Below are 25,000 nucleotides of genomic sequence, written 5' to 3'. Positions count from 1 at the left end.
CGGGACAACCGCCGTCTTCGTTTCTCTTTCTTCTATCCAAGGACGAGCCCGCCCGAATGGGGCGCTGGATTTAGGTCTAGCGCGTCGGGCAGTAATTGGGCTTGTAGCTCAGTTGGTTAGAGCGCGCGCTTGATAAGCGTGAGGTCGGAAGTTCAAGTCTTCCCAGGCCCACCATTCTTTCGCTGGCGTCTCCAATATGGGGCCATAGCTCAGTTGGGAGAGCGCGTGCTTTGCAAGCATGAGGTCGTCGGTTCGATCCCGTCTGGCTCCACCAGACGGTCAGATTGCCGGCGCATGCGCTTAGGCTCGAGGGTCCTTGGATAAACCGAATTCGCATTTGCGCGCCCTGCGCCGAATGCGTGCTGTCTGTCATCGTGAAGAGGAAACATATCCGATCGTTTATCGAGCGGAGGTTTGGTTGGCTGCATTCGTGCGGTCGATCGGGCTTCGTATCGCTCGAGAAGACGAGCTGCCAGTTGTGAGCATCTGCTTGACCGCGATGTTCTCGGATATGTTCGAAGCAAATGGTCTTTCTATCACGCCCGCGCATCGCGCAAGCGAAGCGGCCTCTGCCGAGACCGCATAAGCCCAAAAAGTTGTAAGACTTTTTGGATCGGCTTATGCGCAAAGAGGTGGGCGTTGATAATGAGAGCGATCAAGTGCCTTAAGGGTATTCGGTGGATGCCTTGGCGCTGAGAGGCGATGAAGGACGTGGTACGCTGCGATAAGCCGTGGGGAGGTGCGAACAACCTTTGATCCGCGGATTTCCGAATGGGGAAACCCACCTTCGATCTCTGTTATTCCGAAGAGTTCGGTCTGGCGCGCACAGCGCTGGAGCGACGTCATGCGTTTCGAAAGAGGCGCATGTCTTTGGACTAACAGAGATCATGAGAAGGTATTTATGACTGAATCCATAGGTCATAAAAGCGAACCCGGTGAACTGAAACATCTAAGTAACCGGAGGAAAGGACATCAACGAGACTCCGTTAGTAGTGGCGAGCGAACGCGGACCAGGCCAATGCTTTTGATCTTCCAACTCGAACCGTCTGGAAAGTCGGGCCATAGTGGGTGACAGCCCCGTAGGGATTTCGAAGATTGAGAGATACGAGTAGGGCGGGACACGTGCAATCCTGTCTGAACATGGGGAGACCACTCTCCAAGCCTAAGTACTCCTCAGCGACCGATAGTGAACAAGTACCGTGAGGGAAAGGTGAAAAGCACCCCGACGAGGGGAGTGAAACAGTCCCTGAAACCGGATACCTACAAACAGTCGGAGCCCGCAAGGGTGACGGCGTACCTTTTGTATAATGGGTCAGCGACTTAAAGTAACGAGCAAGCTTAAGCCGATAGGCGTAGGCGCAGCGAAAGCGAGTCTGAACAGGGCGTTCAGTTCGTTGCTTTAGACCCGAAACCGAGTGATCTAGCCATGAGCAGGTTGAAGGTGCAGTAACATGCACTGGAGGACCGAACCGGTGTCTGTTGAAATAGACTCGGATGACTTGTGGTTAGGGGTGAAAGGCCAACCAAACTCGGAAATAGCTGGTTCTCCGCGAAAGCTATTTAGGTAGCGCCTCGCATGTATTCTCCAGGGGGTAGAGCACTGGATGGGCTAGGGGGTCCCACAGACTTACCAAACCCAACCAAACTCCGAATACCTGGAAGAACTATGCGGGAGACACACGGTGGGTGCTAACGTCCATCGTGGAGAGGGAAACAACCCAGACCAACAGCTAAGGCCCCCAATTCGTGGCTAAGTGGGAAAGGATGTAAGAATCCCAAAACAACCAGGAGGTTGGCTTAGAAGCAGCCATCCTTTAAAGAAAGCGTAACAGCTCACTGGTCTAAATAAGGGTTCTCGCGCCGAAGATGTAACGGGGCTCAAGCCACGAGCCGAAGCTTTGGGTTCATCCGCAAGGGTGAGCGGTAGCGGAGCGTTCCGTAAGCTGGTGAAGGGATAGGCGTGAGCCGTCCTGGAGGTATCGGAAGTGCGAATGCTGACATGAGTAACGAGAAACACTGTGAAAGACAGTGTCGCCGAAAGTCCAAGGGTTCCTGCGTAAAGTTAATCTTCGCAGGGTTAGCCGGTCCCTAAGGCGAGGCCGAAAGGCGTAGTCGATGGGAATCACGTTAATATTCGTGAGCCAGTGGATGGTGACGCGTGGGGTAAATTGTTCGGACTTACTGGATTGTCCGGGCAGTGAACCTGCGCCAGGAAATAGCCTCCACATCAGACCGTACCCGAAACCGACACAGGTGGACTGGTAGAGTATACCAAGGCGCTTGAGAGAATGACGTTGAAGGAACTCGGCAATTTACCTCCGTAACTTCGGGATAAGGAGGCCTTCGGCTCGCGCAAGCGGGTCGGAGGGGCACAGACCAGGGGGTGGCAACTGTTTAACAAAAACACAGGGCTCTGCGAAATCGCAAGATGACGTATAGGGTCTGACGCCTGCCCGGTGCCGGAAGGTTAAGAGGAGGAGTGCAAGCTCTGAATTGAAGCCCCGGTAAACGGCGGCCGTAAATATAACGGTCCTAAGGTAGCGAAATTCCTTGTCGGGTAAGTTCCGACCTGCACGAATGGCGTAATGACTTCCCCGCTGTCTCCAACGTCAGCTCAGTGAAATTGAATTCCCCGTGAAGATGCGGGGTTCCTGCGGTCAGACGGAAAGACCCCGTGCACCTTTACTGTAACTTTGCATTGGCATTCGTGTCGGCATGTGTAGGATAGGTGGTAGGCTTTGAAGCCGGGGCGCCAGCTCTGGTGGAGCCACCCTTGAAATACCACCCTTATCGTCATGGATGTCTAACCGAGACCCGTCATCCGGGCCCGGGACAATGCATGGTAGGCAGTTTGACTGGGGCGGTCGCCTCCCAAAGAGTAACGGAGGCGCGCGATGGTGGGCTCAGACCGGTCGGAAATCGGTCGTCGAGTGCAATGGCATAAGCCTGCCTGACTGCGAGACAGACAAGTCGAGCAGAGACGAAAGTCGGTCATAGTGATCCGGTGGTCCCTCGTGGAAGGGCCATCGCTCAACGGATAAAAGGTACGCCGGGGATAACAGGCTGATAACCCCCAAGAGTCCATATCGACGGGGTTGTTTGGCACCTCGATGTCGGCTCATCACATCCTGGGGCTGGAGAAGGTCCCAAGGGTTCGGCTGTTCGCCGATTAAAGTGGTACGTGAGCTGGGTTCAGAACGTCGTGAGACAGTTCGGTCCCTATCTGCCGTGGGTGTAGGAGAATTGAGAGGATTTGTCCCTAGTACGAGAGGACCGGGATGAACATACCTCTGGTGGACCTGTTGTGGCGCCAGCCGCAGTGCAGGGTAGCTATGTATGGACGGGATAACCGCTGAATGCATCTAAGCGGGAAACCCACCTCAAAACGAGTTCTCCCTCGAGAGCCGTGGAAGACGACCACGTTGATAGGCCGGGTGTGGAAGTGCGGCAACGCATGGAGCTTACCGGTACTAATAGCTCGATCGGCTTGATCACTCTCATTTATCAACGCCCATCACACAAACGTGATGAAATAGAAAAATCCATTTGCTTCGATGTGTTTCGCCGGCCTGGTGGCCTTCGGCGAAGCGATCAGACCCGATCCCATCCCGAACTCGGCCGTCAAACGCTTCAGCGCCAATGGTACTATGTCTCAAGACCTGGGAGAGTAGGTCGTCGCCAGGCCTGCCAAACACATCAAAAAAAACCTCTTCCGATCCAAACTCAAAAAGCGCCGCAAAACTCGCGGCGCTTTTTAGCGTCCGTCCTTGACGCGGGGTGGAGCAGCCCGGTAGCTCGTCAGGCTCATAACCTGAAGGTCGTAGGTTCAAATCCTACCCCCGCATCCAAGGATGAAAAACCGCTTTATCAGACGCAATAGAACGACGCGCTGACGCCGTTATGTCGGTTGGCGTTGACCAGCTGCGCGCTGTCGCTGTAACATTCGGCTAGGTGCCGGTGCGATCCCAACTGATTTTCGCGATGTTTCTGTCTGTCAGCGCGGCTGGGCTCGATATATTCAAGCCCGCATTCCTGCCGGACGCGACCCAGGGGCAATGTTGTCGTCTAAAACGTCTCGACTTTTGGAACGCCCCGCGTGTCTCGAACCCCGGAAAGACATTATCGTCGAGGGCGATGCATACATCGCCCTGACCCAGGAGCCCTGGCTGGCAATCCAAGCGGCTTCCCTTTTCGGAAGGACACGATTTATCGAAATCGTCTATCGCGCTGAAACTGCCGCCGCACCCGTGAGGCCGCTCCTACGCTTTTGGCTAGGAGCCGAGAAGTATCAGGACCATATCCTCCCGGCGCCCGTACAGGGCGCCGCGAAATGGATCGGCCGTGTGCCGCGGGAATGCACCGAAATCTGGATCAGCCCGACCAATCGCATCGGGCCCTTCAGATTTTGGGTTTCCGAGCCGCGACCGGCTCCTCGCTTGTCTCTCCTTCGACGCCTGTTTCAATCTCCCAAGCGAGCGTTTTTCGCCCTTGCAGCCGGCTGGGTGAAGCTGACGGACGAAGCGACGCTCAACTGGAGATGGGCTCTTGGAAGTTCGCCTCTTCGATCCGTTGATTTGGTCGCTCCCGCCGCGCCAGGCTTTTATATCTCGGTCAAAGAGCCGCCGTCGGGACGCGATTGTTTCAAGATTCTTATAGATGTGACGGGCGCATCGGCCGCCCAGATCGATATGACCTGCGCGTCGGTCGAGAGTCAGTCTTGGAAGAAAAGACGAGCATATCTTCTGGGTGAATCACTCGACTCCGCCGCGGCCGCACGAAAATCTATCTGGGACGCAAAGCCGGATTTCGAAGGAACCGCGCAGACTTCATTCCATGCCAACGGGTTCATCTTATGTCTGAACGCCGGCGATGTTCTCGTTGAACACGCACTCTCCTCCTTTGCCGCCCACTTCGCAGCGCGCCCCGAACACCGCTGCGCATATGCCGACGAGATTCGCCAAGGAGATGATGGCGAAGAAATACCCGTGTTCAAACCTGGGTGGAGCCCGACTCTTCAAGAAGGCGCGCGCTATGTTGGGCGGGCCGCGGCCTTTCGCGCAAGCTTGCTCGATGACGAAGCAAACTGGCCTTCACTGAAAGCGGAGGAGATCGTCAATCGAATCGTCGCCCGTCTGTCGCCAAACGAGGTGGGGGCGGTCCGTTCGCTGCTTTTTAAACTCCAGTCGCGTATTTCACACTACTTGCCGACACGGGACGCTGTTCATTGCACGACGCGCCCGGCCGTCAGCATCGTGATCCCAACGCGCGACAAGGCGGACCTCCTGCGCGCCTGCGTGGGCAGCCTATTCGAAAAGACAACCTATTCGAATTTCGACGTCCTCATTATAGATAATGACAGCGTCGAACCCGGCACGCTGCAGCTCATGAATGAGCTCTCCGTGAAATATGACCGGGTAAAAATAATCCGGGTTCCCGGCTCCTTTAATTTTTCAGCCCTCTCGAATGCGGGGGCAGAAGCCTCGACCGGCGAGTATCTGCTTTTTCTCAACAATGATACGCAGATCGTCACGCCCGACTGGATCGAGCGGTTGCTGTATTTTGCGACTCGATCGGATATCGGCGCTGTCGGCGCGAAGCTTCTTTACCCGAATCGAAAGGTGCAACATGTGGGGGTGCTGCTCGGCATGGGCGGCGTCGCGGGACATTTCGGAGCGGGTCTGGATGAAAACGCCCCCGGCTGGATGGGACGCAATCTCGCGCCGCATGAGGTTTCCGCGGTCACCGGCGCCTGCCTGATGGTCGCGCGAAAGAAATTTGACGCCGTCGGACGATTCGACGAGGAGAATCTTCCAGTCGATCTTAATGACGTCGATCTTTGCCTGCGTCTTGGCGAGCGCGGATGGCGCACGATCTGTCATTCGCAGGTCGTGCTTATTCATCATCAATCGGCGAGCCGCGGCGGCGGTCTGCGATTGCAGCAGGTTTATGAACGCGAACGGCGGTTCTTCGTCGAACGTTGGCGCGCGGTCATCCGGGACGATCCCTATTTTCACCCGGCTCTTTCACTTTACGCTTATACGGAGATGCTCCCCTGAGCTCGGCTTGCGCCCCGGCGCCGCCGCGACTATTTTGAGCGTGCTGCATCTGAGCGTTTGGATTTCCGCACAAAGTGCGCCGACTGAAGGCATATGAAAAAGCAGGAGCCTTCGAGACCTCCGATCCCAAAGGGATGGATGCGCGCGACGCAAAAGGCGCTCGCGCCCGAACGTTTGCGCCGTAGCCTGTCAAACCACATTGGCGACGATCTCAAACGCCGGCTTCCCGTCTTGTCGCAGGGCGTCGACATGGTCTCGGAGGCCTTGTCGACCATGGCAGCCGGTGGGGGATGGCTGCGCAAAAGCTTTTTTATCGTCGTGGTAGCGCCGACGATCGTCTACCTTCTATATGCTTCGCTTTGGCAGTCGGATCGTTACGTCGCTGAAACGCGCCTGACTGTGCGCGAGGCGCAAAAGAAAGAGCAGCCCAAGCTCGGAGACGCGGCGTCCATGACGGCCAGGATGACGGGCGGGTCTTCTGGGTCGAGGGACTCGCAGAACTCCTTCATGGTCCTGAATTACATCAAGAGCCGCGCCATTCTCGTCGATCTCGGCGGACGCGCCTATCTCGAGCGCAAATTCGCGCCGCCGGGGGCCGACTATTTTTCCCGTCTCTCCAAGGGCGCAGATCTCGAAGAGCTCTGGAAATATTGGCTGGAGCATCTTTCCGCCAGCGTCGATACGATCTCGGGGATTCTCGTTTTCCGCGTCGATGCGTTTCAGCCGCAGGACGCTCTGGATCTGGCAAACGACATCGTGCGGCTCAGCGAGGATCTGGTCAACAGGATCACCTTGCGCAATCGCAGCGACGCGCTTGCGCGCGCGGACAATGAGGTGTCGCTCGCCCGCCAGAAACTGGCGGATGCGCGAGAAAAGCTTCTGCAGTTCCGCAACCAGAATTTCATCATCGACCCTGGTTCGCGCGCCGGGAGCCTGAGCGAGATGATTGCGAAGCTAACGCTGGAGCGCATCGAGATCGTCAACATGCTGTCGACTTTCTCCACCACCCTGTCCAGCGACTCGCCGAGCCAGCGCCTGCAGCGGACGAAGCTTGCGGCCATCGACCAGCAGATCGCCGACCTCAAGAAGAAGTTGACGGACAACCAGGCCGACGACGTGGTCTCGGCGCAGATTTCCTCCTATGAAAGGCTGAAGCTCGAGGAGCAATTCGCCGCGAGCCTCTACGCCATCACGCAGTCTGCCTATGAGACCGCGCGTCAGGACCTGCAAAGGCAGCAGCTCTATCTCGTGACGGTCGTCGCGCCCATCCTGCCGGAGTCCGCCACCTATCCTCGCGTTTTCGGCAATACGGTCCTGCTATTCTTTACTCTTCTGGTGATCTGGGCGGTGGGGGCGTTGATCACCGCCAGCATCCAGGATCAGATGACCTGAGAAAAGCAGGCCCCGGGCAGCCTTTTCAACCATCGCGTTTCTGGACTTGGCCGAGCTACTTGACCATGTGATCGCGCACCAGAAAGGCGACGCCGACGAGCAGAACCCAACCGAACACGGCGGGCGCGACGATGATCGCCCATTCCAGCCAACGGCGCGGGTAAACGGACTTTTCGGCAAGAGTCGGACGCAGGAAGGGGATGAGGTACGTCCGCTGCCGCTCGAGATCGATGCGGGCGCTTTCATAAGCCGACGAAGAAAGCGCATATTGCTGCTGAGCGAGGGCGAGTTCGGTCTGCCGCTCGGAGAGAACGCCCGCATGGCCAGCGAGCGACGAACTGTTCTCCGTGCTGGCGATTTGCGCGGAATAGTCTGCGATTTGCTTCTTGAGGCTTTCGACCCGCGCATTGAGCAATCGCACCTGCGGGGACTCCGTGGCGAAAGCGCTCGACTGCAACGCCAGGCTTTCCTGTGCGTTTGCGAGATCGAGCCGTAGCTTTACGATGATCTTGTTGATCGCCTCGGCCGCCGCCGACGCGTCGATGACGCCCTCGGCGTTGCGTGCGTCGCGCATATGCGCGGTGGCGACCTTCAACTTTTCTTCGGCCCTATCGAGCTCCGATCGCGCCTGCTCCAGCGCATCGCGGCGGGAGCGCGTGGACAACTCGTTCACGAGCTTTTCGGAGAGTTCGATGATCTTCTGCGTGATGGCGAGCGAGTCTTCAGGAGTGAAGGCGCGTACCTGGACCGATATGATTCCCGACATCAGGTCGACACTGGCGTCAACCCTCTTCTTCCAATATTTTTCCAGGTTCTCGATCGGATCTTCCGCGTCGAACCGGGAAAAATAGTCGACGCCCGGGCGTGAAAATTTCCCCCGCAGATCTATGTCCTTGTCCAGCGTCAGCACGATCGAGCGGCCCAGAATATATTTGGTGATGACCTGGGAATCCTGCATCTGCTTTTCGTCGCCGCCGCTGACGCCGAGCGCCGCGAAGGAGTTCTCCGAGCCGTGCAGCGCGAATTTGGCGTCGGTGAGATATTGCTTGCTGGCGATGAGACCCCAATAGACGGATGCGACAATGATCGGGGCCACGACGCAAGCAAAGAAGCTCGCCAGCAAGCCCTTCTGAAACGCCCGCTCGCCGCGCCGGACGGCGTATCCGCCCCCGGCGATCACGCTTGAGGGGGCGCGCGACCGGTTTGCCGCGCGTTTCAGGGCGCGGGAGATGCTCTTGGCGACGAGGGCTGCGTCCTCCGGAGCGATTGCGTCGTGCGGCCGGGGGAACGCGACCTGATTCTGAATGGCGGGGTCAGGCATTGAGCTTCTTGTATAGTTCGATTGCGTCGTTGACCTCGCGGAAGACATGCATTTGACCGCCGGCAAGAACGATGCCGCGGTCGCAATAATCCTTGATGGTCTGCATCGCGTGGGACACCATGATGATGTCGGCCTTCTTTCTGCGGCTATCGAACTCTTCCCGGCATCTGGCGGCGAAGCGCGCGTCCCCGACGGCCGTCACCTCGTCGATGAGATAGCAGTCGAAGTCGATCGCCATGGAGAGACCGAAGGCGAGGCGCGCGATCATACCGGAAGAGTAGGTCATGATGGACACGTCCATATAAGCGCCGACCTCCGCGAAATCCTCCACGAAGCTGATGATCTTGCGCGGATCCTGACCATAGACCCGGGAGATGAATTTAACATTCTCCCGCCCGGTGAGCTTGGGGTGAAGGCCGCCCGTAAAGCCCAGCGGCCAGGACACCCGCACATTTCTGCGCACCCGACCGCCGTTTGGCAGCTCTGTTCCCGCAAGAATGCGCACGAGCGTCGACTTTCCGGCGCCGTTGACGCCCAGAATGCCGTAGCTGCGCCCCGCCTGGAAATCGAGGCTGATGTGGTTGAGGACGATCTTTCGATGCCCGTTCGATTTGTAATACTTATAAACGTCTTGGAGTTCGATCATGTCCAATGTCGGTCGCGGCTTCGGCGTCTGCTCGTAGGCGTTCTTTCTGGCTAATCGATGACCGCGCGGGCGCGTCGCTGGTCATGTCCGCCAGAGCTGGGTAGACAGGTTGCATGAGACAGGAAACGACTTTTCAGGCGGTGCGCCGGCATCTCCGCAATGGTTATGTCATCCTGGCCACGCGCGGCCCCGTCGCCCTCTATGGCGCGGCGATGCGCGAGGCGGCGAAACTCATTGATTCGCCCGTTGGCGTTTTTCTCGCCCCCCGCGACGTGCTGACCGACGGCCCGCATTTCCTCAAGGAGCACGGTCTGCGCGCGACGATCGGCGCGATTCTCCGCCAGACCGCGGCGACTTACGATCCGCCGCTCGGCCGCCGCCGCAATCCGGTCAACGATCCGCTGCGAGAGCGGGCCATCAGCTATTACTACACTTACGAGCTGACCAAGCCCGACGGGGTCGTGCCCTCCCGCCGCCCGGCGAATGAAATGGATTTCGCCCTTGAAATCCCTTTCGCGTTCGACCCGGCTCCCGCGCCGAAGGGGCCGATCGCCGCGATTATTCACGCCTTCTATCCGGAAATCCTGCCGCTCGTTCTGGAGAAGCTCGACAATATTCCCGGCTCTGTCGATCTCTTCCTGTCGACGAACACGGATGAGAAGCGGCGGGCGGTCGAGGAGGCGACGCGAGACTGGGCCAAGGGGCGGGTCGAAATTCGCGTCACGCCTAATCGCGGCCGGGACATCGCCGCGAAATTTTTCGGCTTTCGCGACGTCTATGAAAATTACGATCTCTTCTTGCATCTGCACACCAAGCGCTCGCCTCATGGCGGGGCGGAACTCGCCCGCTGGCGCGACTATCTGATGGACCACCTTCTCGGTTCGCCCGAGATCGTCCGGTCCATCCTGGCGCTTTTCGATGACTCGAAGGTGGGCGTTGTCTTTCCGCAGCATCTTTTCGAGCTGCGCGGGATTCTCAATTGGGGCTACGACTACGATCTCGCCCGCGCATTGATGAAGCGGATGGGCGTGGGGATCGACAAGAACATGGTTCTGGAATTCCCTTCCGGCTCGATGTTCTGGGGTCGCAGCGCCGCCTTTCGTCCGCTGCTCGACCTCGATATCGGGTTCGAGGATTTCCCCGAGGAGGGCGGGCATGTCGACGGCACGCTGGCGCACGCCATCGAGCGCGTGCTGCTGATGGTGGCGGAATCGAATGGCTTCGAATGGCTCAAGGTCGCCCGGCGCGATCTTTATCCGATGCAAAACACGCTGCTGACCGTTAACGGCCCGGATGATTTGCCGCTTCATCGGTTGAAGGTGTTCCAGCCCTGCCTGGGCAGCGTCGACAACGGCCTGCGTCCGCAGGATCGTGGCATCGTCGAAATCAAGCCGCTTCTGTCTTATCCCTCGCGCAATCCGCGCCCCCGCCTCAATCTGCTGACGCCCACCGTCAATCCACACCAGATCTTCGGCGGCGTCGCCACGGCAATGAAGCTCTTCACCGCGGTGGCGGACGCTTTGGGCGAGGATTACGACCGGCGCATCATCGCGACCGACGCCGATATCGAGCCGGAGGCCTACGAGAGCCTCCCCGACTATGAAGCCGTTCCCCACGCGGCGAGTCTGGACGTCGGTCGCCGACTTCTGGTGGACGCCTATGAACGCGATGGCAGCCGGCTCGATCTGCGCGCCGGCGATATTTTCATCGCCACCGCCTGGTGGACGGCGCTCTTCGCCCTCGACGTCGAACGCGACCGCGCGCGGCTTTTCGGCCGGGAACTGCCCTTCGTCTATCTCGTGCAGGACGACGAGCCCTATTTCCATGGCCGCAGCTCGCGTTACGCGCTGGCCGAATCAACCTATCGCCACGGCGACCGCACCATCGCCGTGATCAATTCCGAAGAACTCTACGAGGTCATGTGCGGAAAATACGCGTTCAGGGAGGCCTATTGCATCCCTTACGCGATGAACGCGCAGATTTTCACGGCTCTCCAGCCAGCGCCCCGCGAGCGGTTGCTGCTCGTCTATGGCCGCCCGCATGTGACTCGAAACGCCTTCGAGCTCATCTGCGACGGGCTTTTCCGCTGGCAGCAGCGCGATCCGATCCGCGCGAGCCGCTGGCGCATTCTCTTCCTGGGCGAGGAATTCCCGGAGACGCTCGTCTATCCGGTGATGAACGCCTCTGTCGGCGGAAAAGTGAGCCTCACGGACTATGCGAGCTATCTCAGCTGCGCGAGCGTCGGCGTTTCGCTCATGCTCTCCCCGCATCCAAGCTATCCGCCGCTCGAAATGGCGGAGGCCGGCCTGCTGACCATCACCAATCATTTCGAGGGCAAGAATCTCACCAGCCGGTTCGACAATATTGTCTCGCTGGATTTGCTGGAGCCGGCCGCGCTCGCGGACGCAATCGAATCGGCGGTCGCCGCGATGGAGCCTCGCATTGGCGAGGTCGTCCCACGCGCGACGCCGCGGGCGCCGGGTCTCGAGGGGGTGCAGGTTTTCGACGTTGCGCTCTTCGCTGAAAGGCTGCGCGCGCTTCGGGCCTGATTATTCTCGCGTCTGCAGGAGACGGGGCACGCAGATTTCCAGCGACTCTCGCCAGTGCGGTAGAGCGAGGCCATAGCGGGCGCGCAGTTTCGAGTTGTCGAGGCGGGAATTGGCGGGGCGTCGCGCGGGCGTCGGGTAATCGGCCGTCGCAATGCGTTTGACCCGCACCGGTCCGCGCCCGGCCTTCTCGGCGATCGAAAAGGTCGCCTCGGCGAGATCCGCCCAGCTCGCTTCGCCCGTTCCCGTGAGATTGAAGACGCCCCGCAACTCGGGCGAGGGATCGGCCACGAGACGCCTGGCAAGAACAAGCAGCGCGTCGGCGATGTCGATGGCGTTGGTCGGATTGCCGATCTGATCCGCGACGACGCTGATTTCCTCGCGCGTCTCGCCAAGGCGAAGCATGGTCTTCACGAAATTAGCGCCGAACGGACTGTAGACCCAGGCCGTGCGCAGGATGGCGTGGTTGCCGTGGATCGCCGCGATCTTCTGTTCGCCTGCGAGCTTGGAGCGGCCATAGGCGCCGGTCGGGCCGGTGGGATCGTCCTCGCGATAGGGGCGGTGGGACGTCCCGTCGAAAACATAGTCGGTCGAGAGATGCAGCAGCGGAACTTTCAGTTCAGCAGCCGCCTCGGCCACATGGCCGGCGCCTTCGCCATTGACGCGCATGGCGACGTCCGGCTCGCTTTCGGCCTTATCCACGGCGGTGTAGGCGGCGGCGTTGACGATGGCGTCGCAGCCCGTGTGGCGCAGATTGGCGAGCACGGCGTGGCGGAGGCCGAGATCGAGCTGCGGGCGGCCCAGCGCGGTGATTTCCACATCGCTCGGCGCCCGCTCGATGAGCGCGCTGACGACCTGGCCCTTCAGCCCGGTGACGGCGAGTCGAAGCGTCATGGCCGCGCCTCCGTTGCTTCCTCCTAAGGAAACAGGATTGTAGGTCGCGGCGGCGGGGAACGGCAAGGAGGCGGCGCCCTCGAGGAAGGCGCCGCGCGAATGCCTGCGGGCCGCTTACTTGCGGCCGACGCTGATATAGGTGAAGCCGCGTTTGCGCACGTCGGCCGGGCGGTAGACGTTGCGCATGTCGATCATGATCGGCTGCTTGAGCAGGCTTTTCACCCGATCGAGATCGAGGGCGCGGAAGGCGTCCCATTCGGTGACGATCGCGACCGCGTCGGCGCCGTCGATCGCCGAATAGGCGTCGTCGTGGAAGACGACTTCCGGCATCAGCGGCCGCGCCTGCTCCATGCTCTCGGGATCATAGGCGTGCACCTCGCGCCGTCGCCCGCGAGCGAGGCGACGATGGCGAGCGAGGGCGCGTCGCGCATGTCGTCCGTATTGGGTTTGAAGGCGAGGCCCAGCAGCGCGATCTTCTTGCCGCGCACGGAGCCGCCCAGCGCCACGATGATCTTGCGCGCCATGGCCCGCTTGCGCGCGTCGTTTACGGCGACGACCGTCTCGACGATGCGCAGACTCGAGCCCTCGTCCTGGCCTGTCTTGATCAGCGCCAGCGTGTCCTTGGGGAAGCAGGAGCCGCCATAGCCCGGTCCCGCATGCAGGAATTTGCCGCCGATGCGCTTGTCGAGACCGATGCCGCGCGCGACGTCCTGAACGTCCGCGCCGACCTTCTCGCAAAGATCGGCGATCTCGTTGATGAAGGTGATCTTGGTCGCCAGAAACGCGTTCGCCGCATATTTGGTCAGCTCGGAAGTGCGGCGGCCGACGAAGACCAGCGGCGGGGCGTTGAGCGAGAGCGGGCGATAGACCTCCTCCATCACGTCGCGGGCGCGCGGGTCCTCGACGCCGATGACGACGCGGTCCGGCCGCTTGAAGTCTTCGATCGCCGCGCCCTCGCGCAGGAATTCCGGGTTGGAGACGACCGCGAAATTCGCCTTCGGATTCACCTCTCGAATGATGCGCTCGACCTCGTCGCCCGTGCCCACAGGTACGGTGGATTTGTTGACGACGACCGTGAACTTGTCGCCCAGCGATTGCGCGATCGTCTTGGCGGCGGCGAAGACATAAGAAAGATCGGCATGGCCGTCGCCGCGGCGCGACGGCGTGCCGACGCCGATGAACACAGCGTCCGCGCCGGCGACGGCGGGCGCGAGGTCGGTGGTGAAGGACAGGCGATTCTGGCGGACATTGTTCGCGACGAGCTCGTCGAGGCCCGGCTCGTAGATCGGGATCTCACCGCGCTCGAGGCGCTCGATCTTGGAGGCGTCGGAATCCACGCAAATGACCTCATGACCGAAATCCGCAAAGCACGCGCCAGACACCAGGCCCACATATCCAGAGCCGATCATCGTGATTTTCATCGAAGCGAATTCCTTTTGCGTGCGCGCGATCCGGTCAGATGCGCCCTTGGCGCGCTTTCAATCGATTTCGTGAAGCTGTTTGTCAATGTTGCCGCGCGATCAGGAGGTCCGAAATCGCCTGGGGGAAGTTTTTTGTGGAAGGCGGCGCCGCCTGGAAGGCGCGCCCGCCTCGCGGGTGGATCGCTGTATATTACATAATATCAAAATGTTATGAGCATTTTTGGCAGGAAGGCCGTCGACCGAGGCGCGTGCGCCATGTCATGCGGTCGACATGATAGGCCGCCATTGACGCCGGTTTAAAGTTGCCTTTTCGAGCGCTGATCTCGAGATGAGCGCCGCAATATATTCGAGCGTTGCTTGAAAGGCCGCTTCAACAGGCGCGCCGCCAGCGGCTGCGCCTGTCGGTCGGCAAGCGTCGCCCACGGCTCAAAGCCATGCGGCGAGACGGTCGCGCCATTCAGCGAAGCTGCGCTTCGCGGCGAGGCCTCGCGCCCGCGCGGCGACGAGATTGTTCAGAGAAGCGCCCATGCGCATGACGCCGCCATAGCCGCAATCGCACAGCAACGCATGCGCTTCGCGCAGCGAGAGACGAAAGAAAGTCATGCCCTCTCTCACGCTGTCGCCGGTAAGACCTTCCTGACGAAACAGCGGATCCCGGAAGGCGATGGTGAGAGGCGATCCGTCATGGCGGAGCGCGAGGCGCTCCTGCTTCGCATAGCATTCCATCGTGATGAACAGGCGGACAGGCTTTTCCGCCGTTTCGATCAGGCCGGCAAGCCGCTCCAGCCTTTGACGGCGCAACATCCAGTCTGGACAATCGGCCCGCGCAACGCGTGCGGTCCGGGCGATTTGATCGATCGGTCGACGTTCCATCTTTGCACCGCCTTTGAAGAGAGACCGCCTCCCAAACTTGCCATCCGAGGGCGGGGTTCCTTGCGACGGGAGCCGAATGAAAACGCGCGGCCGGGCCGCGCGCTTCCTTGTGATTGGGTTCACCAGCCAAAGAAGGGCGCGGTGACGGCGTCGGCGGCCGCTCCCGCCGCCCAGAGAGGCGCCGCCGCGACGCCGGTCGCCGCGCCGAGCAGCCCGCCCGCAGGATTGTAGCCCCACGCGCCCGCGCCATAGCCGCAATAGGGCGAGCCCGCATAGCCCCAATAGGCGGAGCGACCCCAGCGCGCATAATGCATGCCCGGGCCGCGGCCCCAATGCCAGCCGGGATGCCAGCGATGGTGGCGGTGGGAATAGCGACGCCAGTCGACGGCGTCCGTCTGCGCCTGAAGGCTGATCGCCGCCTTGTCCGTCACCGGCATGACGCCGGCGAAAGCGCTCATCGGCGCCGCCGCCGCCGAGAGGATGCAAACGGAAAGGGCCGTCCGCAAATTGATGATGTGCCGCATCTTGGCCTCCTGCTCTGACGCAAGCGGCGCCAATAGTCTGGCCCCGTCGCGCGTGGCTGTAAGTACCGCCACTTAGAACTAGCGCGGCAAGCGTCTATCCCTCGCGGTAAAATTGGACCATCGCGCTGACGCCGCTGCTCACGCTAGAGGCGGTTCGGACGATTTCGTCCATAGCGCGAAAGGTTCGGGTTGCGACGCGATAGCGCGCGGATCAGGCGCGCACGGAAAATCCGGTTGAGCGGAAGGGCGATATGGGAAGGGGAATGGCGGAGATGGAGTCCGCCGAACTATCATTCGAGACGATTTTTGGTTGTGTGCGATAACCCTTATTTTCTGAGGCTTTCACGCGAGACTTGTGTTTCCTAATCCGGGATTGTTCGCTAGAATCCGTGTCGAAATGTAAGACTTATTGTAAGACCGGATTGCGAGGCGGACATGGCCAGCGGGAAATTGACGGCGCGAAAGGCCGAAACGACGAAGCCCGGACGCTACGGCGACGGGGCGGGGCTTTGGCTGGTTGTCGCGGCCACCGGGGCGCGCAAATGGGTCTTCCGGTTCACTTGGCAGGGGAAGGTCACAGAGATGGGCCTTGGACCTGCGGACGCTGTGTCCCTTGCGGAAGCCCGTCGCCTGCGGGACGAAGCCCGGCGGACCCTCGTAGGCGGGGAAAACCCCATCGAGGCGCGGCGGGAGGCTCAGAAGGCCAAGGCGGGGAAACCGACCTTTGGCGCGATGGCGGACGCGCTCATTGAGAGCAAGGCGTCTGAGTGGCGCAATCCGAAGCACCGGGCACAATGGGTTATGACCCTGCGGGACTATGGCGCGCCCCTGCGCGCCAAGCCCGTGGATGAAATCGACACGGAGAGCGTTCTAGCCGTCTTGAAGCCGATATGGCTGGAGAAGCCCGAGACGGCCTCCCGACTGCGGGGACGTATCGAGGCAGTTCTCGACGCGGCCAAGGCGCAAGGCCATCGCACGGGAGAAAACCCGGCGGCATGGCGCGGCCATCTTTCGCACCTCTTACCCAAGCGCGGAAAGCTCACGCGCGGCCATCATGCGGCGATGGCCTATGCCGATCTGCCTGCCTTCGTCGCGCAATTGCGGGAGCGAGAGGCCTTGGCGGCGATGGCGCTGGAATTGTGCATCCTGACGGCGACGCGGACAAATGAGGTTCTTGGCGCGCGCTGGTCTGAAATCGACTTTGCGTTGAAGGTCTGGACGGTCCCGGCAGAGCGGACGAAGCCCGGCCGCCCGCATCGCATTCCGCTTTCAACGCGCGCGATGACGATGCTTGAAAAACTTTCAACGGCAAAGACCGGCGAATATGTCTTCCCCGGCCAGCGCGACGGCAAGCCGCTTTCGAATATGGCGATGGAAATGGTCTTGCGCCGGATGAATGCGCGAGGCGTGACGGTTCACGGTTTCCGCAGCGCGTTCCGGGATTGGGCTGGAAACGAGACGCCTTTCCCGCGCGAGGTTGCAGAAGCCGCTCTTTCCCATGTCGTTGGCGACAAAGCAGAGCAAGCCTATCGTCGCGGCGATGCGCTGGAAAAGCGCCGGGCGCTGATGGAGGCTTGGGCGCAGTTTTGCGAGCCAAACGGCGGCGCGAATATCGTTGCTTTCAAAAAATCAGACCGCGCGTCGGCCTGATGACGGTTGCCTCGGGATAGGACGGCCATCCGACAAGCCGGGGCGCATCGCCCGGTTTCCCGAGGTTCCTCCGATGCTCGCGGATGCGCGTGAATGGGACGGCACTCTGAAATATACCCGCACGTCTTATTTGAAAGACCTAATGGCGCGGGAGGGGGCGTAACTATAAGGATGCCGGGCAGTTCCCAGGGAGTGACGGTTGCTCCAATAAGCCCTGATTGGGTCTTGCTCGAAAGCGCAGTTGGAACGCAATTATCGGATGATTACCGCCTAAGAATTACACGCGCCTTATCGGATTACGCCGAGTGGAGGGCGGTAGAAGAGTATGCGCCAACTTGGAGCGGCGGCGACGATGCGCTCCTAAAGCGTGCTGATCGCCTTTCAAAAGTTGCCAAGCAATTGCTCCAAGAATTTCGACAGGACAGCCCCGCCACTGGTTATTTTATTGGTTGCGTAGAGCGAATAAACGACGAATTCATGTACGGGCGAGGAAAGCGCTTTTCACGCGAGGCGTTTGATCACCTTTTAGAAGCCTTTGTCGAAGGTGCCGATGTCGTGCGCCAGCGACTTGTGACTGACAAGAAAATCAGCCGGGGCACCCGCCCTCCGTGGGGAGGCTTCGTAAAGATCATGGCGGAACTCTACTGGCAAATTGTCGGAGAGAAGCCTACGGCCGCCGAGGTTCACGGCGGAAATAGATATGAAAGTTCGAAACAGTCTCGCTTCGCCGAATTTGCGTTTGCAGCAATGATGCAGGTTCCACCTGAATTACGTGAAAAAGGGGCGTCGCGTCAAAATATTGAAGGGTTTTCGCGCGCATTGCGCGAACCGCTCAGAGAGTGGGAGTCGCGATATCCTCTACGCGGATTCAAAAAAAGAAAAATTTGATATTCGCGTTATCGCTGAAGGGACTGAACGGCCAAATTCGAATTATCGAAGCTAAGGGCGGAGATATTTCGAATGTCAGGAAAAGCCGTTGATCCCGCTAGGGAGATTGAAGCGCCGAAGGATCGGCAAGCGTGGCGAGTGCGCGAGTTTTGCGAGGCGCATCGCATTTCGAACAGCACTTTCTGGAAATATGCTGGGCTCGGAAAGATTAGGACCATCCGCATCGGCGGGCGCGTCCTTGTCCCGCATGCTGAAGCTATTCGCATCGCTTCGGAGGGCCTGCGTTGATAAGCAAGCCTCAACGAAGAAGCCCGGCCGCTGGGGACGACCGGGCTCGGAAATGTATCGCTGTGGTGGCGAATGCTTCCGAGATTAGCACCCGCATCTCAGACTTTCAAATGCTAGGCGACTGCGCGGGCGATGTCGTCATAGACCTTGCCGGGCGTCGCGTTGCCTATCTCGCCCGCCGTTGCGGGATCGCGCCTGGAATGGCGAAGGGGCTCGCGCCTTTCGTCTTCGGTGACCGGGAGGGCGCATGATGACGAAAGATCAAGATCGTCTCCTGCTCGCTCTCGACTTCGTGTCGGAAGTCGCTCACACGATGGTCTCTCTCGCGACGTGCCTGGCTGTGTCTGCCTGCGCCGCCGATCTGGCTGCCGTGGAGGCTGATCTCTGGCGGCTGCGCCGGGCGCTGCTGGCCGCAATCGAGACGTGGCGCGACGTGGTTCCGGGCCTCAAAGACGGGGGCGCAGAATGATGGAAGCTCGCTCCCCCATCGCTCCGCCTGACTTCTCGTCATGGACGCAAGAGCGTCGTGACGACTGGTTTGCAGAGCAAGCCCGCGACTATCGAAAGCGGACGGCGAATGACACGCCCGCGCAAACGTCCTCCCGCGAGCGCAAAGATCAAGAGACGCCATCGCCTGCCATAGCGGTGGCTTCCCCAGCCCCGACGCAACCGCCCGCCGTGCGGCTGATCCAAGGGTCTTCGATAACCCCGGAGCCGATTGATTGGCTTTGGGAGGGGTGGCTTGCCGCCGGTAAGTGTCACGTGCTCGGCGGCGCGCCCGGCGCTGGCAAAACGACCATCGCGGGAAGTCTCGGGGCGATCATCTCGACCGGCGGCGTCTGGCCGGATGGCTCGCAATCGGATGTCGGCAATGTCGTCATTTGGTCTGGCGAAGACGATCCGGCAGATACGCTAACCCCCCGCTTAATCGCGGCGGGAGCGGACATGTCGCGTGTGTTCTTCGTCGGTGACGTTCTCGACGCAGGGAAAGTGAGAGCGTTCGATCCGTCGAAGGATATCGAGCCGCTGCGCAGCGCCATCGCTTCTGCAGGCGGCGCGTCCATGCTGATTGTCGATCCGCTGGTTAGCGCCATAGCTGGCGACAGCCACAAAAACGCAGAAGTCAGACGCGCTCTGCAACCCCTAGTCGTTCTTGCCTCAGGGGCCGGGGCGGCGCTGGTCGGCATAACCCACTTCAGCAAGGGAACGGCTGGGCGTGAGCCGACGGAGCGCATTACCGGAAGTCTCGCCTTCGGGGCGCTGGCGCGCATTGTTTTGGTCGCGGCCAAAGTCCCGGCGGAAGACGAAGACGGGCCGCCGTCTCGCGTGTTCATGCGAGCAAAGAGCAACATCGGCCCGGACGATGGCGGCTATGTCTATGATCTGCGCCAAGTCGATCTTGAAGCGCATCCGGGCCTTTCTGCTTCCTGCGTCCAGTGGGGCGAGAGGATAGAGGGAACGGCGCGCGAGGTTCTCCAGGAAGCCGAAGGCGGCGGCGGACGTGAGGGAAGCGCCGTCGCCTCTGCCGCCGAATTCCTTCGGGCGCTACTAGCCGAAGGGCCGATGGCTGCAACGGAGGTGCGAGCGCACGCGGAAGGCTCGGGGCTCTCTTGGGCGGCTGTCAGGCGGGCGCAGAAGGCGCTGGGGATCGTCTCGACACGGGTTGGCTACGGCAGCGATGGCTCGTGGGAATGGAGGCTGCCGGGCCATTGATGCTCAAAGAAGCTCATAGACGCCCAACAAAATGAGTTGAGCGTCTATGAGCATCTATAGGGCTCGCGGCGAAGCAGCCGCATGAATTTTTAAGCCGTCGTAGTCAGACCATTAAAACCTGCGCACCTCGAAAATCCGCCCGGTTATTTGATCACTGTTGGCGTTCTGTCGCCAGAAGTCGAAGAAGGTCTGTTCCTTGAGGGCCTCAAGATGCATGACTTGCTTAGTCTCTTCCTCATCGTAAGGAGCTGCCAAGCCCTCGATCTCAGCCGCGTGCCCCAGGATGATATAGCTGAAGCGCTTCAAGGTATCAGCTACAGCGATCGCCTCGCCTCCGACATAGGGAAGCGATGCGCCAGGCTGCAAGCCGATACGGTAAATCTCGGGTCCCACCACCTCGTAGTAGGCCTCTGTTGCGGTGCGATGGAGCAATAAATGTGGCGGAGCAATATGAGCGGCGGGTACAACGACAGGCAGGCTCTCGGTGCGACCAGTGGTGTTTTCGCGATAAACCGTCATCGCAAGAATCTTTTCGCGGTCCCTATCGGATGTCGTCTGGAAGTGGATCACACCGTCGGATGCCATCGCGATACGGCGCAGGTCGTCCTCTGCAAGCACCTCGGGAAGGCTGGTCAGATACACGTAGGCAACATTTGCTAGCTTGCGAGTGCCTTGGAGGTTCCAGCCTGAGCTCCAGAACTCCCCACTTTTGCGTATGCCTGCGGCCGCGCTGCCGTTCGTAATATGAAATAGCTCCAGCGCGAAATCTCCGTCCGGCAATGGCCGCGCTCTTCCCGCAGATTGATGGACGAGCGACTCGGGGCCCTCAACACGACAGCGATAAAGTTGGACTCCGTCGTCAAAGCGCTTTAGCAGCCCATCGGAGCGAACGGTGGAAATCACGCGAGTGAGTTCAGTCTCGCGTGGGCCTCCAATATCAAGGTTGAACCTCGCAACGTGGGTGTTCGGTTCAATATCAAAGCCTAATATCGGCGGACCAAAGAAGCTGGGCTGATAAAACCACCACCCGCTACGCTCAATAAAGAATTGCTCGGGAACAAGAACACTGCCGTTCGCACTATGTCCTAAACGAACCTTCAAGACACCCTCATATCCGGCGGAGCTCTCCCCCTCGAATTGCGTCGAACTACGCACTGGCGAACCGGCGAGATTTAAGTTTGACTGCATGTACGCACCTAGTGAAGTCCCAACAATATGAAAACGGCCCGCTTCCGCGGGCCGTCGAGTCTTAGGAATTGAAGCGTCGGCGGAGCGCTTCGTCTTTCGCGCCGGGATGGAGCTTCCCGGTATTGACCTCGCTGATCCGACCCTGGTTGACGTCATAATCTTGAAGGACGCGAGACTGCTTTTCGCCATTCATCAAGCGAAGATGAATCTCGACGGCCTCTTCAAAGGTCAATTTGTGGCAGGGTGCTTGGCTTCTCATAAGGAGGGTCCCTTAATGTGACCCTGAGAAGGCTTGACATGCGTGCTCGCGCGCTCGTACCATGCGCGTGTGTTCGAGATCGCCGCAAGCTTTATCAGGGCAGTTGCGGTGAACGCTAGGAGCCAGGGCTGCAACCCTGGCTCTTTGCGTTTGTGGGGCTGTTAACCTCACGACCAAAATATCTCAAATCGGAACAGCCGAGTCAATGGGCGACCTTTTGCGAGCCCCTCAGTGGCTCACAAAAAATTAGGCTTAATGTCCCCTAAACATTCCTTAGCCCCACTCAGCGCGCTCCCTAGGCCGCCTGAATGCCGTTCAAGAGCCGGGGTAGTGTCTCGCGTCGGACGTTTCTTTTATGTTCCTTTAATTGCCCCGGCTGTTTTGGGCGCGACAGCTTCACTTTTGTTTGCAGGTATTATAATACCTGCGCAAATTCGCTTGGCGAGCTGGTAACGTGGCAAATTCAACGCGGCCTGTCCCTGTTAGCGCCCCGGAAAACCAACGGGGTGAACTTCGCATGTTCGGCGGTTCCACCTCGGATGCGTGGAACAATGTGCTCATCAATCAAATCGCCAAGGCCCAATGGACAAATTACGCCGATGAGGGGTTTCGGCAGCAGTTGATCCAAGGCTGCTTTGAGGGCCTCGCCGCTATTGGTCCGAAGGACGAGCTCGAAGGCATGATCGCCGTGCAGTTGATTGCGGCCCATAGCGCCACGATGGAGTGCTTTCGACGCGCCATGCTCCAAGAGCAAACCTTTGAGGGACGCCGCGAGAGTCTCAATCAAGCGAACAAGCTTTCCCGCACCTATGCGACCCTCCTGGAGGCGCTCAACCGCCATCGTGGGAAGGGGCAGCAAAAGGTGACGGTCGAACACGTCCACGTGCATGCGGGCGGGCGGGCTGTCGTTGGCGTCGTGGAACCGGGGGGAGGGGCTGCGGCAAAAATCGAGGGACAACCCCATGCAAAGCAGATTGGCGATGCACCTTTCCCCGCGCTGCGGGGCAAAGACACGGACGGAGAGTGCTTGCCAGTCACCGGCGATGATGAACGGGCGCTGCCGAATGCACGGGGGGAAATCGCCCGGCGCGCCCAAAGGAAATAGGAACGCACTTACGCACGGACGCTACGCGGCTACCGCGCTTGCGGAGCGGCGAGAGTTTGCGGAAATACTCCGCGAGATAAGGCGGCTGTCGGAAGTGGTTTGAGGGCACTTGCTACGATTACAGCGAATGGCTTGCTTGCATACAAACCTGGTCAGATGCCATTGGCTGGCTTTGTTTGGCTCACGTCTGAGTTTGACTTTGGCTGGGTCATTAGCTCTTTTGTGACGCTTGCTCGGAATGTAACGATATCGGCGACGATGTGTTTTTTACGTTCGTCCACGGCATCCTTAACAATCTTTTGCATTTCAGATTTAGAGCCGCCGTAGAATGCGACGCCCAAACTTACGTATTTTTTCTCAGACTCGGCACACTTCGTTATGATTACTTGCGCCAAAGTCTCAGCGCTCTCGTTTGAGAACGGAACAATTTCTTTCATTTGGTTTAGCAGGCACGCGTTGTGCTCGTTCGCCGCCTCCTTTAGCAGTTTATCGCGTTCTTGATCCGCTTCTTTGGCCTGCTGCTGCCGGGCTAGTTCGGCTTCTTGCGCTCGCTGCGCGCGCGCGGCCTCTTCTCGCTCGGCTTGGCGCCGCTGCCGTTCATAGGATGCGGTCTGATCATACAACGACCGAAGTTCTGGTTGGATGCCGTTGTAGGCCGCACGAATGATCCCGTTAATCTGGTTCTTATCTAAGCCCGCTTGAGCGAGAGCTGCGCGCGCTCTGTCAATGTGGATACCGCAAGCAGGCCGCAAGGATATCTCGATTCTGTCGAATGAGCTTGCTGGTTCTTTCTGTGCGATTTGAGCGATATGCTGCTTCGCACAGGAGCCGTATGCCGTAAGATGAGGCTTCACGTAATTATCGAAGAAAATGGAGGCGTCTTCCTGCGCTTCTACGGACGCTGGAAGCGCGACAGAAAGCCAGCCGGCGGCCAAAGTTGATGAAACGGCAATGCAGCGAGGAAAGCGGATTCGTGACATTTTCATTAGCTAAGTTTCGGGAACCAAGCCCAAACTAAGATACACTCAGGCGCATTGCAAACAGGGGTATCGAGTGCCCTCCCGATACGCTGGTCCCGCCATGGACCTCGCAAACATGCGCAGCCTCGGAATAGAGGCGGTAGATGCCGCTTGTGCCTGCGGGCGTCGAATCAGCATCGATGTATCTGCCCTTCCGGCTTCCCTTGAAGTGCCCTCGCTACGGCATCGATTTCGGTGCACCGCTTGCGGCTCACGCCCCGTTGACGTGCGGCCGGATTGGTCACAGCACCGTGCGAGCGGAATGGGAAAGTGACGCGCGAGCGGACGGTCACAAATCCCGTCTGTAAGACTGATTGTAAGACTGGTCTAAAGCTAAAATTCGCTAATCCATTAAAATCAATGGTCTAGTTGAAGGTGATGGCGGAGAGGGAGGGATTTGAACCCCCGATACGGTTGCCCGTATGCCGCATTTCGAGTGCGGTGCTTTCAACCACTCAGCCACCTCTCCGCAGCGCGCCGATTCGGCCCGTAAGGGCCAAAAGCTTCGTGGTGCGCCGCCATTAGCATGGCGGGCGGCTTTGGATCAAGCGCGGATCGACGCGGGGGGCGCTATCATTTTCTTTTCCCCGGATTTTGGGCGATTTTTCAGAAAAGGCGGGCCGCGCATTTTTATTTGGCCTTCGCATTTGCGTTCTTGGCCGTCATGAATATATTGCGCGCCAACGGAGGGGTGGCCGAGTGGTTGAAGGCGCACGCCTGGAAAGTGTGTATGCGGGAAACCGTATCGCGGGTTCGAATCCCGCCCCCTCCGCCAGGTATCTTCATAAAGCTTTGGAATGTAAGGGTATTTTTGGCGGGTGGGTGGCTTATCCGCCAATTCGCCCCATATTTTCCGTAGGACTTTACAAGTTAGTTATTAGCTCGAATTGGACCCAGGATCGCGCCTTCAGCCGTTGCGTCGAGTGAGGCGGAAATACCCCTTGACGAAGGCCGAGACGGGTGAGCCAAAGTCTTTGATGCATTCCTAACGCAGTTGCGACGGCTTGCCGGAGATCTTTCCCAGAACCTATGGCCGGGGCCAGACCCTACGCCCGTCGCCAAAGGGACAGAACCCCGCTCGTTCATTCCGCCTCTGCCTTCTCTAACGAGCAGCCGATAGTGGCCGCGCAAGAAGCGTTCTGCCCGCGCCAGTTGCTAAAGCGAGGGCCTGCTGCTCAAGGGCCCGGACCCATAAAATGGTGAACACGGCTCCGTAA

General features: G+C 59.5%; 16 protein-coding genes, 5 tRNA genes, 2 rRNA genes and 2 pseudogenes. 16 read left to right on the top strand and 9 right to left on the bottom strand.

Annotation, left to right across the window (positions count from 1 at the left end; all coding sequences use genetic code 11):
* Window positions 1–97 precede the first annotated feature (97 nt).
* From ACPFMJ_RS11440 to ACPFMJ_RS11405, 8 genes are all read left to right on the top strand, one after another.
* Window positions 98–174: transfer RNA gene (locus tag ACPFMJ_RS11440), tRNA-Ile, on the top strand.
* A gap of 24 nt (window positions 175–198) precedes the next feature.
* Window positions 199–274, top strand: a tRNA-Ala gene (locus tag ACPFMJ_RS11435).
* A 42-nt stretch (window positions 275–316) separates the two neighbouring features.
* A complete protein-coding gene (locus ACPFMJ_RS11430; protein WP_424360133.1) occupies window positions 317–586 on the top strand; it encodes a hypothetical protein in 270 nt (89 codons plus the stop codon).
* A 67-nt stretch (window positions 587–653) separates the two neighbouring features.
* A 23S ribosomal RNA gene (locus tag ACPFMJ_RS11425) occupies window positions 654–3,495 on the top strand.
* Window positions 3,496–3,568: 73 nt separating this feature from the next.
* A 5S ribosomal RNA gene (gene rrf, locus ACPFMJ_RS11420) occupies window positions 3,569–3,684 on the top strand.
* An 87-nt stretch (window positions 3,685–3,771) separates the two neighbouring features.
* Window positions 3,772–3,848 (top strand) — tRNA-Met (locus ACPFMJ_RS11415).
* A 234-nt stretch (window positions 3,849–4,082) separates the two neighbouring features.
* Window positions 4,083–6,056: a glycosyltransferase family 2 protein gene (locus tag ACPFMJ_RS11410; protein ID WP_424360148.1), complete on the top strand. Its 1,974-nt coding sequence runs from the start codon at window positions 4,083–4,085 to the stop codon at window positions 6,054–6,056.
* Window positions 6,057–6,194: 138 nt separating this feature from the next.
* Window positions 6,195–7,448, top strand: a complete 1,254-nt coding sequence (locus ACPFMJ_RS11405; protein ID WP_424360147.1) for a hypothetical protein — start codon at window positions 6,195–6,197, stop codon at window positions 7,446–7,448.
* A 55-nt stretch (window positions 7,449–7,503) separates the two neighbouring features.
* Here the strand turns inward: ACPFMJ_RS11405 and ACPFMJ_RS11400 are convergent, their stop codons facing one another.
* Together ACPFMJ_RS11400 and ACPFMJ_RS11395 are read right to left on the bottom strand one after the other, a co-directional pair.
* Window positions 7,504–8,769 (bottom strand): hypothetical protein, encoded by a 1,266-nt coding sequence (locus ACPFMJ_RS11400; RefSeq protein WP_424360146.1) that lies wholly within the window; start codon window positions 8,767–8,769, stop codon window positions 7,504–7,506.
* Window positions 8,762–9,415 carry an ABC transporter ATP-binding protein gene (locus ACPFMJ_RS11395; RefSeq protein WP_424360145.1) on the bottom strand — a complete coding sequence of 218 codons (654 nt, stop codon included), beginning with the start codon at window positions 9,413–9,415 and terminating at the stop codon, window positions 8,762–8,764. The genes ACPFMJ_RS11400 and ACPFMJ_RS11395 overlap by 8 nt, the downstream gene beginning before the upstream one ends.
* A gap of 113 nt (window positions 9,416–9,528) precedes the next feature.
* On the opposite strand from ACPFMJ_RS11395, the gene ACPFMJ_RS11390 reads away from it, so the two are divergent.
* Window positions 9,529–11,964, top strand: a complete 2,436-nt coding sequence (locus ACPFMJ_RS11390) for a rhamnan synthesis F family protein (RefSeq protein ID WP_424360144.1) — start codon at window positions 9,529–9,531, stop codon at window positions 11,962–11,964.
* Here ACPFMJ_RS11390 and rfbD read toward each other — a convergent pair whose 3' ends face one another.
* From rfbD to ACPFMJ_RS11370, 4 genes and pseudogenes are all read right to left on the bottom strand, one after another.
* Entirely contained in the window at window positions 11,965–12,855 is an 891-nt protein-coding gene (gene rfbD / locus ACPFMJ_RS11385; protein WP_424360143.1) for a dTDP-4-dehydrorhamnose reductase, read from the bottom strand.
* Window positions 12,856–12,969: 114 nt separating this feature from the next.
* Window positions 12,970–14,276: pseudogene (locus tag ACPFMJ_RS11380) on the bottom strand (UDP-glucose dehydrogenase family protein).
* Window positions 14,277–14,702: 426 nt separating this feature from the next.
* Window positions 14,703–15,149: a hypothetical protein gene (locus tag ACPFMJ_RS11375; protein ID WP_424360142.1), complete on the bottom strand. Its 447-nt coding sequence runs from the start codon at window positions 15,147–15,149 to the stop codon at window positions 14,703–14,705.
* A 119-nt stretch (window positions 15,150–15,268) separates the two neighbouring features.
* Window positions 15,269–15,673, bottom strand: coding sequence for a hypothetical protein (locus ACPFMJ_RS11370; protein ID WP_424360141.1), 405 nt, complete (start codon window positions 15,671–15,673; stop codon window positions 15,269–15,271).
* 435 nt (window positions 15,674–16,108) lie between these two features.
* Between ACPFMJ_RS11370 and ACPFMJ_RS11365 the strand changes: the two genes are divergently transcribed.
* The 4 genes from ACPFMJ_RS11365 (at window position 16,109) to ACPFMJ_RS11350 (ending at window position 20,212) form a co-directional block, all read left to right on the top strand.
* Complete coding sequence (locus tag ACPFMJ_RS11365; RefSeq protein WP_424360140.1) at window positions 16,109–17,323, top strand: tyrosine-type recombinase/integrase; 1,215 nt, start codon at window positions 16,109–16,111, stop codon at window positions 17,321–17,323.
* A gap of 171 nt (window positions 17,324–17,494) precedes the next feature.
* Entirely contained in the window at window positions 17,495–18,211 is a 717-nt protein-coding gene (locus tag ACPFMJ_RS11360; RefSeq protein WP_424360139.1) for a hypothetical protein, read from the top strand.
* 535 nt (window positions 18,212–18,746) lie between these two features.
* Complete coding sequence (locus ACPFMJ_RS11355; protein ID WP_424360138.1) at window positions 18,747–18,968, top strand: hypothetical protein; 222 nt, start codon at window positions 18,747–18,749, stop codon at window positions 18,966–18,968.
* Window positions 18,965–20,212, top strand: coding sequence for an AAA family ATPase (locus ACPFMJ_RS11350; RefSeq protein WP_424360137.1), 1,248 nt, complete (start codon window positions 18,965–18,967; stop codon window positions 20,210–20,212). The genes ACPFMJ_RS11355 and ACPFMJ_RS11350 overlap by 4 nt, the downstream gene beginning before the upstream one ends.
* 111 nt (window positions 20,213–20,323) lie before the next feature.
* Here ACPFMJ_RS11350 and ACPFMJ_RS11345 read toward each other — a convergent pair whose 3' ends face one another.
* Entirely contained in the window at window positions 20,324–21,313 is a 990-nt protein-coding gene (locus tag ACPFMJ_RS11345; RefSeq protein ID WP_424360136.1) for a hypothetical protein, read from the bottom strand.
* 863 nt (window positions 21,314–22,176) lie between these two features.
* Here ACPFMJ_RS11345 and ACPFMJ_RS11340 point away from each other — a divergent pair.
* Window positions 22,177–22,764 (top strand): hypothetical protein, encoded by a 588-nt coding sequence (locus ACPFMJ_RS11340; RefSeq protein WP_424360135.1) that lies wholly within the window; start codon window positions 22,177–22,179, stop codon window positions 22,762–22,764.
* Window positions 22,700–22,867, top strand: a pseudogene (locus tag ACPFMJ_RS11335) (hypothetical protein); the annotation flags it as partial. The gene ACPFMJ_RS11340 and the pseudogene ACPFMJ_RS11335, both read left to right, overlap by 65 nt.
* A gap of 49 nt (window positions 22,868–22,916) precedes the next feature.
* On the opposite strand, the gene ACPFMJ_RS11330 reads toward ACPFMJ_RS11335, so the two are convergent.
* Together ACPFMJ_RS11330 and ACPFMJ_RS11325 are read right to left on the bottom strand one after the other, a co-directional pair.
* Window positions 22,917–23,750 (bottom strand): hypothetical protein, encoded by an 834-nt coding sequence (locus tag ACPFMJ_RS11330; protein ID WP_424360134.1) that lies wholly within the window; start codon window positions 23,748–23,750, stop codon window positions 22,917–22,919.
* Between the two features lie 412 nt (window positions 23,751–24,162).
* Window positions 24,163–24,252 (bottom strand) — tRNA-Ser (locus tag ACPFMJ_RS11325).
* 216 nt (window positions 24,253–24,468) lie between these two features.
* On the opposite strand from ACPFMJ_RS11325, the gene ACPFMJ_RS11320 reads away from it, so the two are divergent.
* Window positions 24,469–24,558, top strand: a tRNA-Ser gene (locus ACPFMJ_RS11320).
* Window positions 24,559–25,000 lie beyond the last annotated feature (442 nt).

It is taken from the genome of Methylocystis parvus (genome assembly GCF_049675845.1).
GTDB lineage: Bacteria > Pseudomonadota > Alphaproteobacteria > Rhizobiales > Beijerinckiaceae > Methylocystis > Methylocystis parvus_A.
This window is presented reverse-complemented; position numbering and strand designations above follow the sequence as displayed.

What these genes read in the sequence shown, in the direction of transcription:
- ACPFMJ_RS11355 (WP_424360138.1), top strand. Translation starts at nt 18,747, where the DNA reads ATGATGACGAAAGATCAAGATCGTCTCCTGCTCGCTCTCGACTTCGTG.
- rfbD (WP_424360143.1), bottom strand. Translation starts at nt 12,855, where the DNA reads ATGACGCTTCGACTCGCCGTCACCGGGCTGAAGGGCCAGGTCGTCAGC.
- ACPFMJ_RS11370 (WP_424360141.1), bottom strand. Translation starts at nt 15,673, where the DNA reads ATGCGGCACATCATCAATTTGCGGACGGCCCTTTCCGTTTGCATCCTC.
- ACPFMJ_RS11360 (WP_424360139.1), top strand. Translation starts at nt 17,495, where the DNA reads ATGCCGGGCAGTTCCCAGGGAGTGACGGTTGCTCCAATAAGCCCTGAT.
- ACPFMJ_RS11365 (WP_424360140.1), top strand. Translation starts at nt 16,109, where the DNA reads ATGGCCAGCGGGAAATTGACGGCGCGAAAGGCCGAAACGACGAAGCCC.
- ACPFMJ_RS11340 (WP_424360135.1), top strand. Translation starts at nt 22,177, where the DNA reads ATGTTCGGCGGTTCCACCTCGGATGCGTGGAACAATGTGCTCATCAAT.
- ACPFMJ_RS11395 (WP_424360145.1), bottom strand. Translation starts at nt 9,415, where the DNA reads ATGATCGAACTCCAAGACGTTTATAAGTATTACAAATCGAACGGGCAT.
- ACPFMJ_RS11350 (WP_424360137.1), top strand. Translation starts at nt 18,965, where the DNA reads ATGATGGAAGCTCGCTCCCCCATCGCTCCGCCTGACTTCTCGTCATGG.
- ACPFMJ_RS11330 (WP_424360134.1), bottom strand. Translation starts at nt 23,750, where the DNA reads ATGAAAATGTCACGAATCCGCTTTCCTCGCTGCATTGCCGTTTCATCA.
- ACPFMJ_RS11405 (WP_424360147.1), top strand. Translation starts at nt 6,195, where the DNA reads ATGCGCGCGACGCAAAAGGCGCTCGCGCCCGAACGTTTGCGCCGTAGC.
- ACPFMJ_RS11400 (WP_424360146.1), bottom strand. Translation starts at nt 8,769, where the DNA reads ATGCCTGACCCCGCCATTCAGAATCAGGTCGCGTTCCCCCGGCCGCAC.
- ACPFMJ_RS11375 (WP_424360142.1), bottom strand. Translation starts at nt 15,149, where the DNA reads ATGGAACGTCGACCGATCGATCAAATCGCCCGGACCGCACGCGTTGCG.
- ACPFMJ_RS11390 (WP_424360144.1), top strand. Translation starts at nt 9,529, where the DNA reads ATGAGACAGGAAACGACTTTTCAGGCGGTGCGCCGGCATCTCCGCAAT.